Genomic DNA, 15,510 nt, shown 5'->3' on the forward strand with positions numbered 1-15,510 from the left:
GGCGCCCCGCGCCGGGCCGGGTGACGGTGCGGGCCCCCGGCGGTCGCCGGAGGCCCTCGTCACGCCCTGACCCGGGGGCCACCCGGAAGCCCACGGGCCCCGTGCGCGCTGCCCCGCTCGTCCGTCAGAAGCCCACCGGCTCCGTGTACGTCCCCCACTCGTCCCGCAGGACGTCGCAGATCTCGCCCAGCGTGGCCTCCGCCCGGACCGCCTCCAGCATGGGCTCGATCATGTTCGAGCCGTCGCGGGCGGCGGCCAGCATCGCGGCCAGCGCGCCGGAGACCCTGGCGTCGTCCCGGGCCGCCTTGCGACCGCCGAGCACCCGGACCTGCTCGCGCTCGACCTCGTGGCTGACCCGGAGGATCTCCAGGTCGCCCGTGACCGAGCCGTGGTGGCAGTTGACGCCGACGACCCGCTTGTCGCCCTTCTCCAGGGACTGCTGGTAGCGGAAGGCGCTCTCGGCGATCTCGCCCGTGAACCAGCCGTCCTCGATGCCGCGCAGGATGCCGGAGGTGATGGGCCCGATGGGGTGCCTGCCGTCCGGCACGGCCCGGGTGCCCCGCTCCCTGATCTGCTCGAAGATCTTCTCCGCGTCGGCCTCGATGCGGTCGGTGAGCTGCTCGACGTACCAGGAACCGCCCAGCGGGTCCGCCACGTTGGCGACGCCGGTCTCCTCCATCAGCACCTGCTGGGTGCGCAGGGCGATCTCGGCGGCCTGCTCGCTGGGCAGCGCCAGGGTCTCGTCCAGGGCGTTGGTGTGCAGCGAGTTGGTGCCGCCGAGGACTGCCGAGAGGGCCTCCACGGCGGTCCGGACGACGTTGTTGTACGGCTGCTGGGCGGTGAGGGAGACACCGGCCGTCTGGGTGTGGAAGCGCAGCCACTGGGCCTTGTCGGTCTTCGCGCCGTAGACCTCCTTCATCCAGCGGGCCCAGATCCGGCGGGCGGCCCGGAACTTGGCGATCTCCTCGAAGAAGTCGAGGTGGGCGTCGAAGAAGAAGGAGAGGCCGGGCGCGAAGGTGTCGACGTCCAGGCCGCGGCTGAGGCCGAGCTCCACATAGCCGAAGCCGTCGGCCAGGGTGTAGGCGAGCTCCTGCGCGGCCGTGGCCCCGGCCTCGCGGATGTGGTAGCCGGAGACGGAGAGCGGCTTGTAGGCGGGGATGCCCCGGGTGCAGTGCTCCATCAGATCGCCTATCAGGCGCAGGTGGGGCTCGGGCGGGAAGAGCCACTCCTTCTGGGCGATGTACTCCTTGAAGATGTCCGTCTGGAGCGTGCCGTTGAGGACGGCCGGGTCGACGCCCTGGCGCTCGGCGGCGACCAGGTACATGCAGAAGACGGGGACCGCGGGTCCGCTGATCGTCATGGAGGTCGTGACGTCGCCGAGCGGGATGTCCTTGAAGAGGATCTCCATGTCGGCGGCGGAGTCGATGGCGACGCCGCAGTGGCCCACCTCGCCGAGGGAGCGCGGGTCGTCGGAGTCTCGGCCCATCAGCGTGGGCATGTCGAAGGCGACGGAGAGGCCGCCGCCGCCCGCCGCGAGGATCATCTTGTACCGCTCGTTGGTCTGCTCGGCGTTGCCGAAGCCGGCGAACTGGCGGATGGTCCAGGTGCGGCCGCGGTAGCCGGTGGCGTGGAGGCCCCGGGTGAAGGGGTACTCACCGGGCCAGCCGATCCGCTCGAAGCCCTCGTAGGTGTCGCCGGGGCGGGGGCCGTAGACCGGCGCGACCTCGTCACCGGACAGGGTGGTGAAGTCCGCCTCGCGCTTGCGCGCCCCGTCGTACCGGGCCTGCCAGCGGCTGCGCCCGGCCTCGATCGCGCTTGCGTCCATGATCTGTCGTCCGCCTCTCCGCGCCCCGGCGCGAGTGGTAGTGATCGGCGGCTGGCGCCGCTCGGGCCGCCTCTCGGGGCCGATTTAATAGGACGTCCTAGTAAATCGTCGCGCAAGAACGCCCCGAACACAAGGGGTGTCCGGGGCGGTGTCGCGAGCGCGGGGCTCAGGCGGTGACGCGGGAGGCGTCGTCGACGATCAGGGGCTCCAGCTCCTTGACCGCCTTGCGCTCCACGAAGAAGGCCGCCGTCGGGATGGTCCCGGCCACCAGCACCCAGGCCAGCTTGCCGAACGACCACTTGGCCTTGGAGCCCATGTCGAAGGCGAAGACCAGATACAGGACGAAGAGCCAGCCGTGGGCGATGGCGATCAGCCGGACGGCACCCGAGACGTCCATGTCCAGCAGGTACTTGGCGATCATTCCGATCACCAGCAGGACCAGCAGCACGCCCGTGACGTACGCGAGGACGCGGTAGCGGGTCAGCACGCTTTTTTTCATGCCTACGAGCGTAACCGCACGTTCCGGGGCGATCTTCGCCGCCCCTTCCCCGCCGGGGCGCGTGTCCTCGTAACCCCGGGCGCCCGCGCTACGCGCCCCGCGCGCCCTCGAAGTCCACGGCCTCGTCAAGGCCGCCGGGCTCCTCGTCCGCGAAGTCCTCGGCCGACACCCGCAGGGGGCGCAGCAGCGAGAAGATCTCCGCGCAGCCCTCCGCGTCGTAGACCCCGAGGCCGAAGTCCATGGCCATCAGGTCGCGGGTGGCCGCGTCGACGACCTCACGGCCCTTGTCGGTGATCGAGGCGAGCGTGCCCCGGCCGTCGTTGGGGTTGGGGCGCTTGGCGACCAGCCCCGAGGTGACCAGCCGGTCCACCGTGTTGGTGACGGAGGTGGGGTGCACCATCAGCCGCTCGCCGATCTTGGACATCGGCAGCTCGCCGGCCTTGCTGAACGTCAGCAGCACCAGCGCCTCGTAGCGCGCGAAGGTCAGTCCGTACGGTTTGACGACGGCGTCGACCTGACCCAGCAGGATCTGATGGGCCCGCATGATCGAAGTGATCGCCGCCATCGACGGCACGGACCCCCAGCGCTGCTTCCAGAGCTCGTCTGCTCGGGCGATGGGATCGAAGGGGAGGCTGAGCGGCTTCGGCACGTGACGAGCCTACCGCTCGGCCATATGGTGACCGCCGGTATCTCAAATTCCGGACGTCACAGGGGAAGAACTGGCAGTCTCCCCCGACATCCCCTCGTCACGCGGCGTTCTCCCGCACCTCGCGCACCAGCTGCACGGCCTCCGCGAGGCGCAGTCGCGGGGCGGCCTTGCGGACCGCGCGGATGGCGTGGAGCTCCTGGGCGACGGGGTCGACACCGGCCTCGGCGCAGACCTCGCGCACCCAGTCGGCCCGCACCTCGTGCTCCGGGCGCGCGGCCCGCTCGGCGATCAGCGCGGCGGCGCGCTCCAGGCCGGGCCGCTCGGCGTCGCTCGCCGAGGCCAGCGCCTCGGCCACGGCCTCGGCCACGGCGGCCGAGTCCCGGAGCACGACCACGCTGGGGTCGGGCGCCGATCCCTCGTCGTCGTTATTGTTCTTGAGCAGCTTGAACATGGCTGACTCCCCCTGCCGGTCGCACTGTCGATCTTGATGCCGCCGAGCGTACGACAAGCCGCACCACGGCTCCCACCGCCAGGGTGCCGATCACCCCGGCGGCAGCCACCACCACATGCACCGGCACCCCCTCGGCCACCAGGCCGGCGCACGCCATGCCGAGCCCCTGGATCGTCATCGTGCCGGCCGTCTGGACCGTCATGGCCCTGCCGCGCAGCTCCTCCGGCACCGCCGCGAGGAACCACTGGTCCAGGCCGAGCGTGTGCGCCATGCCGAGGCCGGCCGTGCCCACGGCGAGCAGCGCCCAGCCCAGCGAGGGGTGCGCCGCGTAACCGAGGAAGGGCAGCAGGCACCCGGCCGCCACAGGCAGTGTGATCCGCTCCCGGGCGCGCGGGCCCAGCAGGGATCCGGCGAGCACCTCGCCGGCGATCGCACCGACGGGCATCGCGCACATCAGCAGCCCCAGGCCGGCCGGGCCCGCCCCGAGGTCGTCCGCGTACGGGGCCGCCAGCGCCTCGGGGACCACCAGGAAGAAGGGCGGCAGCCAGGACAGCAGGAGCAGGGCCCGGGTGCGGGGCCGGGCGAGGAGCCGGCCGACGCCCGAGAGGGAGGACGTCAGCAGCCCGCCGCCCACGGCGCGGGCCGGCCTCGCGCGCGTCCCGAAGCGGAGCAGAGTCGCGGAGGCGAGGAATCCGGCGACGGTCGCGAGGAGGGCGCCGCGCGGCGAAACGGCGGTGAGCAGCAGCCCGCCCGCCGCGAAGCCGGCGAGCTGGGCGCCCTGCGAGACGAGCCGGATCAGCGAGCGGCCGAGGACGAACAGGTCGCCCTCGCCGAGCACGTCGCCCAGGGTGGCCGCCCGGGTCCCGGCGAAGACGGGCCCGATCGCGGCGTTGACGCAGCGCAGCGCGAGCAGGGCGGCCACGGGGGTGCCCGGCAGGGCCATGCCGGCGGCGCTCGCGGCGCAGAGCAGGTCGCAGACGACGAGGACGCGCCGCGCGGGGTAGCGGTCGGCGACTCCGGACAGCAGGGTGCCGCCCGCCACGTAGGGCAGGAAGCCGAGCGCGAAGGCCAGCGCGCTCATGGCCGGGGATCCGGTGAGGCGGTAGACGAGCACGGACAGGGCGATCTCCCCGACGACGATCCCGAGCAGGGAGAGCAGATGGGCGCCGAACACGGCACGGAACTCACGCACGGCGAGGACGGCCGGATATCCGGCCGGAGGTATCGCTGACATGTGCGAGAGGGTGCCGAAGGGGTGGGGCGGTGCCCAGTGTCCGGTCCGCAGTCGATACGGAAGGGGCCCGGGGAAGGGGACGCGGGCCCGGCTGACGAGAGGCTCTTGGGGATTCCGTTCCGCTGCCTGCTAGATGTGCCGGAAACACCCCGCCGCTGTACATGACGCTGTACGGTCGGCACATGTCGAAGCCAGTGACCATCCGCGTCGATGACGAACTGCACGCGCTGCTCAAGCAGCGGGCCGAGGACGAAGGCACCACGGTGACCGCGCTGATCGCCCGGGCCGCGCGCGACGCCGTCCGGGATCCCCGCCTCGAAGGCGCCGCCGAGGTCTTCCGTTCGTTCATCGACAGGCACGCGGCCGAGTTCGACGCGGCCTTCCCCGAGGACTCCCCCGGCCAGCTCGACGCTCCGGGGCGGGCCGCCTGACGTGGAGCTCCACATCGACATCCGCTGGCTCCTGGAACGGCAGGCGGAGATCCTTCCCAAGCAGCCCGGTGTCCACGACTTCTCGTCGCTCGTGGCCGCGGTCGGACGGCATCGCGTCAACACCCCCCGGGTCGGCGCCGTGGTCGACGCCGCGTGGCGCGCCGCGGCGCTCATGCACGCCCTCGTCCGCCTGCGACCGCTCCCGGCGCGGAACGCCCTCTTCGGCGCCGCCGTCGTCGTGGCCTACATGAGCGCGGCCGGCGAGGCCCTCGACCCTCCGTACGGCGCCCTGATCGACCTCGCCCGCGACATGGACGCCAACCGCGCGGACGCCTATGGCGCGGCCGACCGCATCCGCTCCTGGCGCGTCTGACCGGCGCACGGCACCGGCCGTCCGGCCGGACACGGAAACGGCCGCCCGGAGCGGACCGTGGGGTCCGGTCCGGGCGGCCGTTTACGAAGGGGTGGGTCAGCCTTCCGCGAGGTAGCGCTCGACCGTTTCGACCTTCGACGTCAGGCCGTTCGTGACGCCCGGGCGGATGTCCGCCTTCAGGACCAGGGAGACGCGGCCGCAGCGGGCCTCCACCGCGGCCACCGCGCGCTTGACGACGTCCATGGCCTCGTCCCACTCGCCTTCGATCGACGTGAACATCGCGTCGGTGCGGTTGGGCAGGCCGGACTCGCGGACCACGCGGACCGCGTCGGCCACGTACTCGCCGACGTCCTCGCCGACGCCCAGGGGCGAGACCGAGAAGGCGACGATCATGCGTTGACCACGCCTTCCTTGCGGGCGCGGGCGGCGATGACGCTCGCCTCGGCCTCACGGCGCAGCTTCCGCTCGGCGAAGAAGCCGCCGAAGGGGAGGACGGAGAGGACGAAGTACAGGGCGGCCGTCTTCAGCTGCCACTTGGCCTTGTTCCAGGCGTCCACCCAGAAGACGACGTAGATGACGAAGAGGATGCCGTGGACGGCGCCCATCACCGGTACGGCGTTGAAGTCGGTCGTGCGCTTGAGCACCGAGCAGACCATCAGCAGCAGGAAGGAAACGGCCTCCGGTGCGGAGACCAGGCGGAGCCGGCGCAGGGCGGAGGCGGTCTTGATGTCCACGGGGGCACCTTCGGAGTGTGAGTGGCGGGCCGGTCGGCCGTGTGGCGGCGCGACTACCGCTTGTGAGGGCATTCACAAGCCGGTCCATTGTCTCAGCCCGGCCGTCGGTCACCGGACGGGGGTCCGTTTCCGGGACGTTCCGGGACCCTTCCGGCCGGAAGGCGACCCCGGGACGGTTCCGGGACACTTCCGGGACCGTTCCGGGACCTAGGGCCTGTTCGAGCGGTATGTCCTGCCGCTAGCGTCGTCCCGTGGCTCAGTTTCGGCTCCAAGGGAGCAAAGTTCTCGCCGTCGACCTCTCCGGCGACGCGGTCAAGGCCAAGAACGGCGCGATGGTCGCGTACGAGGGCGAGATGTCGTTCAAGAAGATGACCGGCGGCGGCGACGGCCTCCGCGGCATGGTCACACGCCGGCTCACCGGCGAACAGATGGAAGTGATGGAGGTGAAGGGGCGCGGCACCTGCTACTTCGCCGACCGCGCCACCGAGATAAACCTGGTCACCCTGCGCGGCGAGACGCTCTACGTCGAGTCCAGCAACCTGCTGTGCACCGACGCCGCGCTGCGCACCGGCACCTCCTTCACCGGTCTGCGCGGCGCCTCCCAGGGCACCGGGCTGTTCACGACGACCGTCGAGGGCTCCGGCCAGGCGGCGATCATGTCGGACGGCCAGGCGGTCGTCCTGCGGGTGACTCCGTCGACGCCGCTCCAGGTCGACCCGGGCGCGTACATCGCGCACACCGGCAAGCTGAAGCAGCACTTCCAGTCCGGTGTGAACTTCCGGACCTTCATCGGCGAGGGCTCCGGCGAGGCGTTCCAGATCCGTTTCGAGGGCGAGGGCCTGGTGTACGTACAGCCCAGCGAGCGCAACACGATCGGCGGTGACGTCTGATGCCCTTCCGGCTCCTGAACTCCCGCATGGTCGAGGCGAAGCTCATCCCCGGCCAGCGCCTCTACAGCCAGCGCGGCGCCATGCTCGCCTACAAGGGCGACGTGTCCTTCACCCCCAGCATCACGGGCGGTCAGGGCGGCGTGATGGGCATGATCGGCCGCCGGGTGGCCAACGAGGCGACGCCCCTGATGACGGTCGAGGGCGCCGGCACGGTGATGTTCGGCCACGGCGGGCACCACGTCCATGTGATCGAGCTGTCCGGCGAGACGCTCTATGTGGAGGCCGACCGTCTCCTCGCCTTCGACGGCTCCCTCCAGCAGGGCACCATGTTCATGGGCTCGCAGGGCGGCGTCATGGGCATGGTCCGCGGCCAGGTCACCGGCCAGGGCCTGTTCACCACCACGCTCAAGGGCCACGGCGCCGTCGCCGTGATGGCCCACGGCGGCTTCATCGAGCTGCCGATCACCCCGCAGCGGCCCGTGCACGTCGACCCGCAGGCGTACGTCGCGCACCGCGGCGAGGTCCGCAACAAGCTCTCGGCCGCGCTCGGCTGGCGCGAGATGGTCGGCCGCGGTTCCGGCGAGGCGTTCCAGCTCGAGCTGTCCGGCAACGGCACGGTGTACGTACAGGCATCCGAGGAGAAGCTGTGAACGGCCCGGTCATCCATGACGCCCACACCCTGCCGGTCGACGACAACGTCAACCCGTACGCCTTCAGCGTGGACCTCGACGGCCAGTGGTTCCTGCAGAAGGGGAAGATGATCGCCTATTACGGGCGCATCGACTTCCATGGCATCGGCCACGGCCGCCTCGACCGCCTCATCGCCCACAGCTTCCACTCGCCGCTGCACGCCGCGGACTGGGTGGTGGCCGAGGGCCGGGGCAAGATGCTGCTCGCCGACCGCTCCTTCGACGTCAACTCCTTCGACCTGGAGGACGGCAACCTCACCGTGCGCTCGGGGAACCTGCTGGCCTTCCAGCCGTCGCTGTCGCTCAAGCAGTCGATCATCCCCGGCTTCCTCACCCTGATCGGCACCGGCAAGTTCGTCGCGGCCTCCAACGGGCCGGTCGTCTTCGTCGAGCCGCCGATCCGGGTCGACCCGCAGGCCCTGGTCGGCTGGTCGGACTGCCCCTCGCCGTGCCACCACTACGACCACCAGTACCTCACCGGCGTGCTCGGCGGGGTGCGGGCGTTCACCGGGATCGGCGGCACCTCGGGCGAGGAGCACCAGTTCGAGTTCGTCGGTGCCGGTACGGTACTGCTGCAGTCCTCGGAGCAGCTGATGCCGGAGATCGCGACGGGCGGCGTGCCGCAGCAGGCCGGGGTCCCGAGCGCAACCCCGCCTAATCAGCCATCTATGCCGCGCATGCCGGGCCAGCTGGGAGACCTCCAGCGCCGCTTCGGGCTGTGAGCGGTACCCTGCGGAGGGTGACGTCGAACGCGTGACCTCGTCACCCGCACCCACACTGGTTAATTTTTCAACTTTCTTAGGTAGAATTCCTCTATGTCTATGGACACCGAGAACGGCACCCGCTGGCTCAGCGAAGAGGAACAGCGCGCCTGGCGCGCCCATCTGGACGTCAGCCGACTGTTGATGCACCAGCTCGAACGGGACCTCCAGCCGTTCGGCCTCACCAACAACGACTACGAGATCCTCGTCAACCTCTCGGAGTCCGAGGACCACCGGATGCGGATGAGCGACCTCGCCACCGCGACCCTCCAGTCCAAGAGCCGGCTCTCCCACCAGATCACCCGCATGGAGAACGCCGGTCTCGTCCGCCGCGAGAACTGCGAGTCCGACCGGCGCGGGCTCTACGCCGTCCTCACGGAGCAGGGCTGGGAGATGATGCGGGAGGTCGCCCCGCACCACGTCGCCTCCGTGCGCGAGCACTTCATCGACCTGCTGGGCGAGGCGGACCTCAAGGCACTCCACGCCTCCCTCGCGCCGGTCGCCCAGCACCTGCGGACCACGCGCGGCCGGGTCTGAGCCCGGCTGCCGGAGCGCCCCGCCAGGGGCGCTCCGGCCCGCCTCAAGACCGTGCGGCGCGCGTGTAGTCGGCCCAGACGCGGGCGGGGAGCGCGTTGCCCCGCCGCGCCTCCTCGCCGCCGGTCTCCGACACCGGCAGCAGCTGCGGCTCCCCCGGCTTCGTACGGAACAGGGTCACGGCCGTGGACAGCTCCTTCGTATAGCCCACGAACCACGCCGACCGCAGCCGGTCCTGGTCGCCGGTCCGGGCCGCTGCGAAGGGGCCGAGCCCCTTGACCGCCTCCGCGTCCACGCCCTCCGCGTCCACACCCTTCGCACCGGCCTCCCGGAGCACGTCCGTGACGCCGTCGGCCACGCCCTTGTCCATGGCCCGCCGCGCCTTCGCCCGCTCCTCGAAGCCGCCGACGGACACCCCGTCCTTGAGCAGCTTCGTCACCGAGTACGGGTCGTTCTGCATGCCGCGGTTGGCGAACGTGCCGTACGCCCCCGCCATCCGGATCGCGCTGGGCGTCGAGGTGCCGAGGGGGAACGTCCGCTCCAGCTCGGCCATGCTGCTCTTGAGCAGGCCGGCGCCCACGGCGGTGTCCCGCACCCGCTCCAGGCCCACGTCCCGGCCGAGCTGGGTGTAGGTGGCGTTGCCGCCGGTCATGAGGGCCTGACGCAGGGTCGGGTGCGCCTCGTCCGGGCCGGGGCCGTCGGCCGACGGGGAGAGCAGGGTGCCGTCCTTGCCGTAGTAGCCGTCGGGATCGTCGCCGCGCTTGAGGGCGGCGGCGAGGACGAAGGGCTTGAACACGGAGCCGGCGGGGACGCCGGACGTGTCCGCGTTGCTGGCGAAGTGCTTGGTGGCGTCGGGGCCGCCGTAGAGGGCGAGGACGGCGCCGTCCGAGGGGCGCACCGAGGCGGCGCCGATCTGGACGCCCTCGTCGGCCGGGCGCTTCTTCGGGTCGACGTCCCGGCTGAGCGTGGTCTCCACGGCCTTCGAGAGCTGTCGCACCCGGTTCTTGTCGAAGGTGGTGTGGATCTTGTAGCCGCCGTGCGCCAGGTCCTGATCGGTGAGCATCGCGCGCTGCTTGAGGTATTTGTTGGCGACGTCGACGAGGTAGCCGGTCTGGCCGCCCAGGCTCGTGGACATCGACCGCTTGACCGGCTCCGGGAAGGTCCGGTAGCGGTCGCGCTCCTCCTCGCCCAGCAGGCCGGCCCTGACCTGCCGGTCGAGTATCCACTTCCAGCGGTCGACCGCGCGCTCGTGGTTGGCCGCGCTCGTCGACGGGTCGTAGAGCTCCGCGCCCTTCAACAGGGACGCGAGCATGGCGCTCTGACTCGGGTTCAGCTTCTTGGCGGGGATGCCGTAGTACGCCTGGGCGGCGGCCTCGATCCCGTAGGCGCCGCGGCCGAACCAGCTGGTGTTCAGATAGCCCTGGAGGATCTCGTCCTTGCCCTTCGTGCGGTCCACCTTCAGCGAGATGACGAACTCCTTGACCTTCCGCGTGACGGTCTGCTCCTGCGAGAGGTAGGTGTTCTTCACATACTGCTGGGTGATCGTGGAGCCGCCCTGGGTCTCCCCGCCCTGGGCGGTGCTGGCGAACGCCCGGAGGATGCCCTTGAACGACACTCCCCGGTCGCTGTAGAAGCTCTCGTTCTCCGCGGCGATCACGGCGTCGCGGGTGGACTCCGGCACCTCCGACAGGTGGACGATGTTCCGGTTGACCTGCCCCAGGCTCACCATCTGGGTACCGTCCGACCAGTAGTACGTATTGGCCTGCTGGACGGCCGCCGCGTTCTCGTCGGGGATGTCCACGCTCGCGTAGACCCAGGCGAAGAGCCCGGTCAGCGCGCCCACGCACACCGTGAGGACGCCCAGGAGCTGCCGCCAGGACGGGAGCCAGCGCCGCACGCCGCGCCGGCCGTGGCGCGGGTAGTCGATGAATCTCCTGCCGGACCGCGCCTCCTTCTTCCCGTCCTTCCCGTCCTTCTTCCTTCCGTTGCGGCGGGGGCGCGACATGTCACGGTGCTTGCTCAAGGGCCGGTCACTCCTGGACGAGGCGTCTCCGTACGGATTCCTGCGGAACTCCGCGTTGACGAGTGAGACGGTCCCGGACGGGCGTCGGTTCGAGAATTTGTATGAGCGTTCTGTGACATGTGGGGTTTCTGTGACGGGAGAGGCGGTGAACACGGGCCCAGGAGCGGGACTTTCGGCATGTTTCAGGACACGCCGACGTTCCGCTATGCCCCACCCGGCCGGAAGCCCGCTGCTATTTCTGACACATGCTCACCTCACGCGCCCGGCGTTCCGCCGCCGCCACCCTCGCGCTCGCCGCGGCCGCGGTCCTCGGGTCCGCCACCGCCACCACGACGGCCGTCGCCGTGCCCGCCCGGATGCCCGAGCCGCCCCCGGCCGACGAGGCCCGGGACGAGCTCGCGGACCTGACCGTCGAGGCACCGCACCCGATGGCCGGCTACTCACGGGCGAAGTTCCCGCACTGGATCCAGCAGGGCGCCGACTGCGACACCCGCGAGGTCGTCCTGAAGCGGGACGGGCAGAACGTCGTCCAGGACCCCAAGTGCCGGGCCACGGGCGGCAGCTGGCACAGCCCGTACGACGACAAGACCCTCGCCTCGGCGTCGCAGGTCGACATCGACCACATGGTGCCGCTGGCCAACGCCTGGCGCTCCGGGGCCGACCACTGGGAGACGCCCCTGCGTAAGCAGTTCGCCAACGACCTGGCGCACTCACAGCTCATCGCCGTCTCCGCGTCCTCGAACCGCAGCAAGGGCGACCAGTCCCCCGACCAGTGGAGCCCGCCGGACCGCACCTACTGGTGCACGTACTCCCGCGCCTGGGTGGACGTGAAGCACCTGTACGACCTGTCGGTGACCCAGGCGGAGGCGGACCAGCTGGTCACCATGCTCAACACCTGCGGCTGACGGCGGGTCCGCGACCGCGACCGCACTGATCCGGTCGGCTCCGGTCAAGATCGAACGGCCTGTTACCTCCTTCTGTACGGCTCCCCCGCACTGCACTGTTCTGTCGTGGCCCGCTGCCACAGGTGCCCCACGCACCACTCACGACAGAACGATTCAAGGGAGCCCGGATGAGGCGCAAGGCCCGTACCCGCATACGCATATCGGCGGTCCTCTGCGCCACGGCGCTGTCCGGCGGCGCGCTCGCCGGCACGGCACAGGCCCGGGGGACCGCCGTCGCGACGCCCGCGGCCCCGTCCTGCTCCACGCCGTTCCAGGGCGACTGGCTGCTCGGCGCCGCGGACCTGCCCACCACGCGCCCCCTCGGCCCCCTGCTCAAGGGCTACGCGCGCACCGGCGCGGGCGGCCCCGCCCCCGATGTCTTCCTCAAGGAGTGGCGCGACAGCACCGGCAAGGACTGGCGGTGGCCCGGCGACGACGGCTTCGACGGGCCCCGGCAGGTCGTCACGCTGAAGAAGGGCACACGGGTCGACCGCTTCGGCCTGCCGACCGGCAGGTTCCTGGCGCCCACGGACGTCCCGTACGGCGGCCGCGCCATGCCGCCGTCGAGCCTGCGCACCTATCCGGGCGGCGCGGTCTGCAACTACCACGTCTACAAGGTGACCAAGCCGTTCGGCGTCCAGGAGGGCTCGATAGCCCCCTGGTTCGGCCAGCCGGGAAAGGGCCGGCAGATCAAGCTCGACGGGGCGGCGGACGCGGGCCTGCCGAAGGACGTCAACGTCAAATGGCTGCTGGACAACCACTATCTGGAGGAACTGGCCACGACGCGGACGGCTGCGGCGTCGGGGCTCGTGCGGCGGGTGGACGCGAGTGGTGACGTGGACTTCCGTACGGTGCGGGAGGCGTTGCGGCGGGCGGGGGTTCCGGACGTGTATTACCGCGTCGGCGGGACCGGGGACGGGGCTGCCTCGGCCGAGTTCTACTCGCTGCGGTCGCGGGGCGACGGGGTGTGGGTGGTGGGGTTTTCGGAGCGGGGGCGGGAGTGGGTGGTGAGCACGTACTCGTCTGCGGATGAGGGGGCGCGGGGGTTGTACCGGGAGGTGGTGGGGGCGCTGGGGGTGTGACGGCGGGGGTGCCGCTGCGCGGGGCTTTTCCCCACCCCGCCCCTTCCCGAACCGGGGCTCCGCCCCGTACCCCGGTCCTCAAGCGCCGGACGGGCTGAAAATCAGCCCGTCCGGCGCTTGAGGACATTCGGGAAGGGGCGGGGTGGGGAAAAAGCCCGCCGCAGGCGCACCTACGCCCCCGTCAGCCCCGCCACCAACTCGTCCGCCGCCCCATACGGATCCAGCACCCCCGCCACAATCCGCTCCGCCAGCACCCCCAGCCGACGATCCCCATGCAGGTCACCGATCCGCTCACGCAGCGCCGTGACCGCGATCGTCTCCACCTCGCGGGCCGCGCGCGCGGTCCGGCGCTCCGCCAGGACGCCTCGTTCCTCCATCCAGGCCCGGTGCTTCTCCAGGGCCTCGACGACCTCGTCCAGGCCCTCGCCCCGGGCCGCGACGGTCTTGACGATGGGCGGGCGCCAGTCGCCGGGGCCGCGGGCCTCGCCGAGGCCCAGCATGTGGTTGAGCTCGCGGGCCGTGGCATCGGCGCCGTCGCGGTCGGCCTTGTTGACGACGTAGACGTCGCCGATCTCCAGGATCCCGGCCTTCGCGGCCTGGATGCCGTCGCCCATGCCGGGTGCCAGCAGCACCACGGACGTGTCGGCCTGGGAGGCGATCTCGACCTCCGACTGGCCGACGCCGACCGTCTCGACCAGGATCACGTCGCAGCCGGCGCCGTCCAGGACCCGGATGGCCTGCGGGGCGGCCCAGGCCAGGCCGCCGAGGTGGCCGCGGGTGGCCATGGACCGGATGTAGACGCCGGGGTCGGAGGCGTGGTCGGACATCCGGACCCGGTCGCCCAGCAGCGCGCCGCCGGAGAACGGCGAGGACGGGTCGACGGCGAGGACGCCGACCCGCTTGCCCATCCGGCGGTAGGCGCTGACCAGCCCCGACGTGGATGTCGACTTGCCGACGCCCGGGGAACCCGTGAGGCCGACGACGTAGGCGTTGCCCGTCAGCGGGGCCAGCGCGGCCATGACCTCGCGCAGTTGCGGGGACGCCCCCTCCACCAGGGAGATCAGCCGGGCCACGGCGCGCGGCCTGCCCTCCCGTGCCTGCTCGACCAGTGCGGGGACGTCCACCATGACCTGCTCCGTTCCGAACGTGCGTGACTCAGGGGCGCTCTCCGGGGCCCTCGGCGGGCCTCCGGGTCACTTCCCCGGCACGTGGATGATCAGGGCGTCGCCCTGACCGCCGCCGCCGCACAGGGCCGCGGCTCCCGTGCCGCCGCCGCGCCGCTTGAGCTCCAGGGCGAGGTGCAGCACCGTACGGGCGCCGGACATGCCGATGGGGTGGCCGAGCGCGATGGCGCCACCGTTGACGTTCACCTTTTCCGGTGAGACGCCCAGGTCCTTGATTGACTGCACCAGGACGGCGGCGAACGCCTCGTTGATCTCGATGAGGTCCAGGTCGTCGACGGTCAGGCCGGCCCGGCCCAGCGCGTGCTTGATCGCGTTGGACGGCTGGGAGTGCAGCGAGTTGTCGGGGCCCGCGACATTGCCGTGGGCGCCGATCTCGGCGATCCACGCAAGGCCCAGCTCCTCGGCCTTGGCCTTGCTCATCACGACCACGGCGGCGCCGCCGTCGGAGATCTGCGAGGAGGTGCCGGCGGTGATCGTGCCGTCCTTGTGGAAGGACGGGCGCAGCTTGCCGAGGACCTCGACGGTGGTGTCGGCGCGGACGCCCTCGTCCTTGCTGAAGACGACCGGCTCGCCCTTGCGCTGCGGGATCTCCACGGGGGTGATCTCGGCGTCGAAGACGCCGTTCTTCTGGGCGGCGGCGGCGCGCTGGTGGGAGCGGGCGCCGATCTCGTCCTGGGCGGCGCGGCCGATGCCGAGGCGGGTGTTGTGGTTCTCCGTCGACGCGCCCATGGCGATGGACTCGAAGGAGTCGGTGAGGCCGTCGTGGTCCATCGAGTCGAGCATCTCGATCGCGCCGTACTTGTAGCCCTCGCGGGACTTGGGCAGCAGGTGCGGGGCGTTGGTCATCGACTCCATGCCGCCGGCGACGACGATGTCGAACTCACCCGCACGGATGAGCTGGTCGGCGAGGGCGATGGCGTCGAGGCCGGAGAGGCAGACCTTGTTGATGGTCAGGGCCGGCACGCTCATGGGGATGCCGCCCTTGACGGCGGCCTGGCGGGCCGGGATCTGGCCGGCGCCCGCCTGGAGCACCTGACCCATGATCACGTACTGCACCTGGTCGCCGCCGATGCCGGCCCGGTCCAGGGCCGCCTTGATGGCGATGCCGCCGAGGTCGGCCGCGGAGAAGGAGCGCAGGGAGCCGAGGAGCTTGCCCATCGGCGTGCGGGCGCCCGCGACGATCACGGAGGTGGTGCCGGTCGAACCG

General features: G+C 71.3%; 18 protein-coding genes. 8 read left to right on the top strand and 10 right to left on the bottom strand.

What is annotated here, in order from left to right; translation table 11 throughout:
- Nucleotides 1-124: 124 nt before the first annotated feature.
- From icmA to AF335_RS24475, 5 genes are all read right to left on the bottom strand, one after another.
- Nucleotides 125-1,825, bottom strand: a complete 1,701-nt coding sequence (gene icmA / locus AF335_RS24455; protein WP_102920590.1) for a coenzyme B12-dependent isobutyryl-CoA mutase large subunit — start codon at nt 1,823-1,825, stop codon at nt 125-127.
- A gap of 166 nt (nt 1,826-1,991) precedes the next feature.
- A complete protein-coding gene (locus AF335_RS24460) occupies nt 1,992-2,324 on the bottom strand; it encodes a DUF3817 domain-containing protein (RefSeq protein WP_102920591.1) in 333 nt (110 codons plus the stop codon).
- Nucleotides 2,325-2,412: 88 nt separating this feature from the next.
- Nucleotides 2,413-2,973 carry a MarR family winged helix-turn-helix transcriptional regulator gene (locus tag AF335_RS24465; protein WP_102920592.1) on the bottom strand — a complete coding sequence of 187 codons (561 nt, stop codon included), beginning with the start codon at nt 2,971-2,973 and terminating at the stop codon, nt 2,413-2,415.
- Between the two features lie 97 nt (nt 2,974-3,070).
- Nucleotides 3,071-3,424 (bottom strand): hypothetical protein, encoded by a 354-nt coding sequence (locus tag AF335_RS34835; protein WP_170127801.1) that lies wholly within the window; start codon nt 3,422-3,424, stop codon nt 3,071-3,073.
- Nucleotides 3,399-4,658, bottom strand: a complete 1,260-nt coding sequence (locus AF335_RS24475) for an MFS transporter (RefSeq protein WP_102920593.1) — start codon at nt 4,656-4,658, stop codon at nt 3,399-3,401. Before AF335_RS24475 ends, AF335_RS34835 begins: the two co-directional genes overlap by 26 nt.
- Nucleotides 4,659-4,840: 182 nt before the next feature.
- Between AF335_RS24475 and AF335_RS24480 the strand changes: the two genes are divergently transcribed.
- Nucleotides 4,841-5,089, top strand: coding sequence for a YlcI/YnfO family protein (locus tag AF335_RS24480; RefSeq protein WP_102920894.1), 249 nt, complete (start codon nt 4,841-4,843; stop codon nt 5,087-5,089).
- 1 nt (nt 5,090) lies between these two features.
- Nucleotides 5,091-5,462 (top strand): toxin Doc, encoded by a 372-nt coding sequence (locus AF335_RS24485; RefSeq protein ID WP_102920594.1) that lies wholly within the window; start codon nt 5,091-5,093, stop codon nt 5,460-5,462.
- A 96-nt stretch (nt 5,463-5,558) separates the two neighbouring features.
- On the opposite strand, the gene AF335_RS24490 is transcribed toward AF335_RS24485, so the two are convergent.
- A complete protein-coding gene (locus tag AF335_RS24490) occupies nt 5,559-5,855 on the bottom strand; it encodes an MTH1187 family thiamine-binding protein (RefSeq protein ID WP_102920595.1) in 297 nt (98 codons plus the stop codon).
- Nucleotides 5,852-6,196: a DUF3817 domain-containing protein gene (locus AF335_RS24495; protein ID WP_102920596.1), complete on the bottom strand. Its 345-nt coding sequence runs from the start codon at nt 6,194-6,196 to the stop codon at nt 5,852-5,854. The genes AF335_RS24490 and AF335_RS24495 overlap by 4 nt, the downstream gene beginning before the upstream one ends.
- Nucleotides 6,197-6,447: 251 nt before the next feature.
- On the opposite strand from AF335_RS24495, the gene AF335_RS24500 reads away from it, so the two are divergent.
- From AF335_RS24500 to AF335_RS24515, 4 genes are all read left to right on the top strand, one after another.
- The gene (locus AF335_RS24500; RefSeq protein WP_087926220.1) at nt 6,448-7,086 is read left to right on the top strand and encodes an AIM24 family protein; all 639 of its coding nucleotides are present in this window, start codon (nt 6,448-6,450) and stop codon (nt 7,084-7,086) included.
- Nucleotides 7,086-7,736, top strand: a complete 651-nt coding sequence (locus AF335_RS24505) for an AIM24 family protein (RefSeq protein WP_102920597.1) — start codon at nt 7,086-7,088, stop codon at nt 7,734-7,736. The genes AF335_RS24500 and AF335_RS24505 overlap by 1 nt, the downstream gene beginning before the upstream one ends.
- Nucleotides 7,733-8,497, top strand: a complete 765-nt coding sequence (locus tag AF335_RS24510) for an AIM24 family protein (protein ID WP_102920598.1) — start codon at nt 7,733-7,735, stop codon at nt 8,495-8,497. Before AF335_RS24505 ends, AF335_RS24510 begins: the two co-directional genes overlap by 4 nt.
- Before the next feature lie 99 nt (nt 8,498-8,596).
- The gene (locus AF335_RS24515; protein ID WP_095583467.1) at nt 8,597-9,073 is read left to right on the top strand and encodes a MarR family winged helix-turn-helix transcriptional regulator; all 477 of its coding nucleotides are present in this window, start codon (nt 8,597-8,599) and stop codon (nt 9,071-9,073) included.
- Nucleotides 9,074-9,116: 43 nt separating this feature from the next.
- Here the strand turns inward: AF335_RS24515 and AF335_RS24520 are convergent, their stop codons facing one another.
- A complete protein-coding gene (locus tag AF335_RS24520; RefSeq protein WP_311775548.1) occupies nt 9,117-11,093 on the bottom strand; it encodes a transglycosylase domain-containing protein in 1,977 nt (658 codons plus the stop codon).
- A 245-nt stretch (nt 11,094-11,338) separates the two neighbouring features.
- Here AF335_RS24520 and AF335_RS24525 point away from each other — a divergent pair, with 245 nt between their 5' ends.
- On the top strand, nt 11,339-11,998 hold the full coding sequence (locus AF335_RS24525) for an HNH endonuclease family protein (protein ID WP_102920600.1): 660 nt from the start codon (nt 11,339-11,341) through the stop codon (nt 11,996-11,998).
- A 167-nt stretch (nt 11,999-12,165) separates the two neighbouring features.
- Nucleotides 12,166-13,119, top strand: a complete 954-nt coding sequence (locus AF335_RS24530) for a TNT domain-containing protein (RefSeq protein WP_102920601.1) — start codon at nt 12,166-12,168, stop codon at nt 13,117-13,119.
- A 170-nt stretch (nt 13,120-13,289) separates the two neighbouring features.
- Here AF335_RS24530 and meaB read toward each other — a convergent pair whose 3' ends face one another.
- Together meaB and AF335_RS24540 are read right to left on the bottom strand one after the other, a co-directional pair.
- Nucleotides 13,290-14,246 (bottom strand): methylmalonyl Co-A mutase-associated GTPase MeaB, encoded by a 957-nt coding sequence (gene meaB / locus AF335_RS24535; RefSeq protein WP_102920602.1) that lies wholly within the window; start codon nt 14,244-14,246, stop codon nt 13,290-13,292.
- 66 nt (nt 14,247-14,312) lie between these two features.
- The gene (locus AF335_RS24540; protein ID WP_102920895.1) at nt 14,313-15,488 is read right to left on the bottom strand and encodes an acetyl-CoA C-acetyltransferase; all 1,176 of its coding nucleotides are present in this window, start codon (nt 15,486-15,488) and stop codon (nt 14,313-14,315) included.
- Between the last annotated feature and the right edge of the window lie 22 nt (nt 15,489-15,510).

The sequence above is a fragment of the Streptomyces eurocidicus genome (assembly GCF_002891295.1).
GTDB classification, from domain to species: domain Bacteria; phylum Actinomycetota; class Actinomycetes; order Streptomycetales; family Streptomycetaceae; genus Streptomyces; species Streptomyces eurocidicus.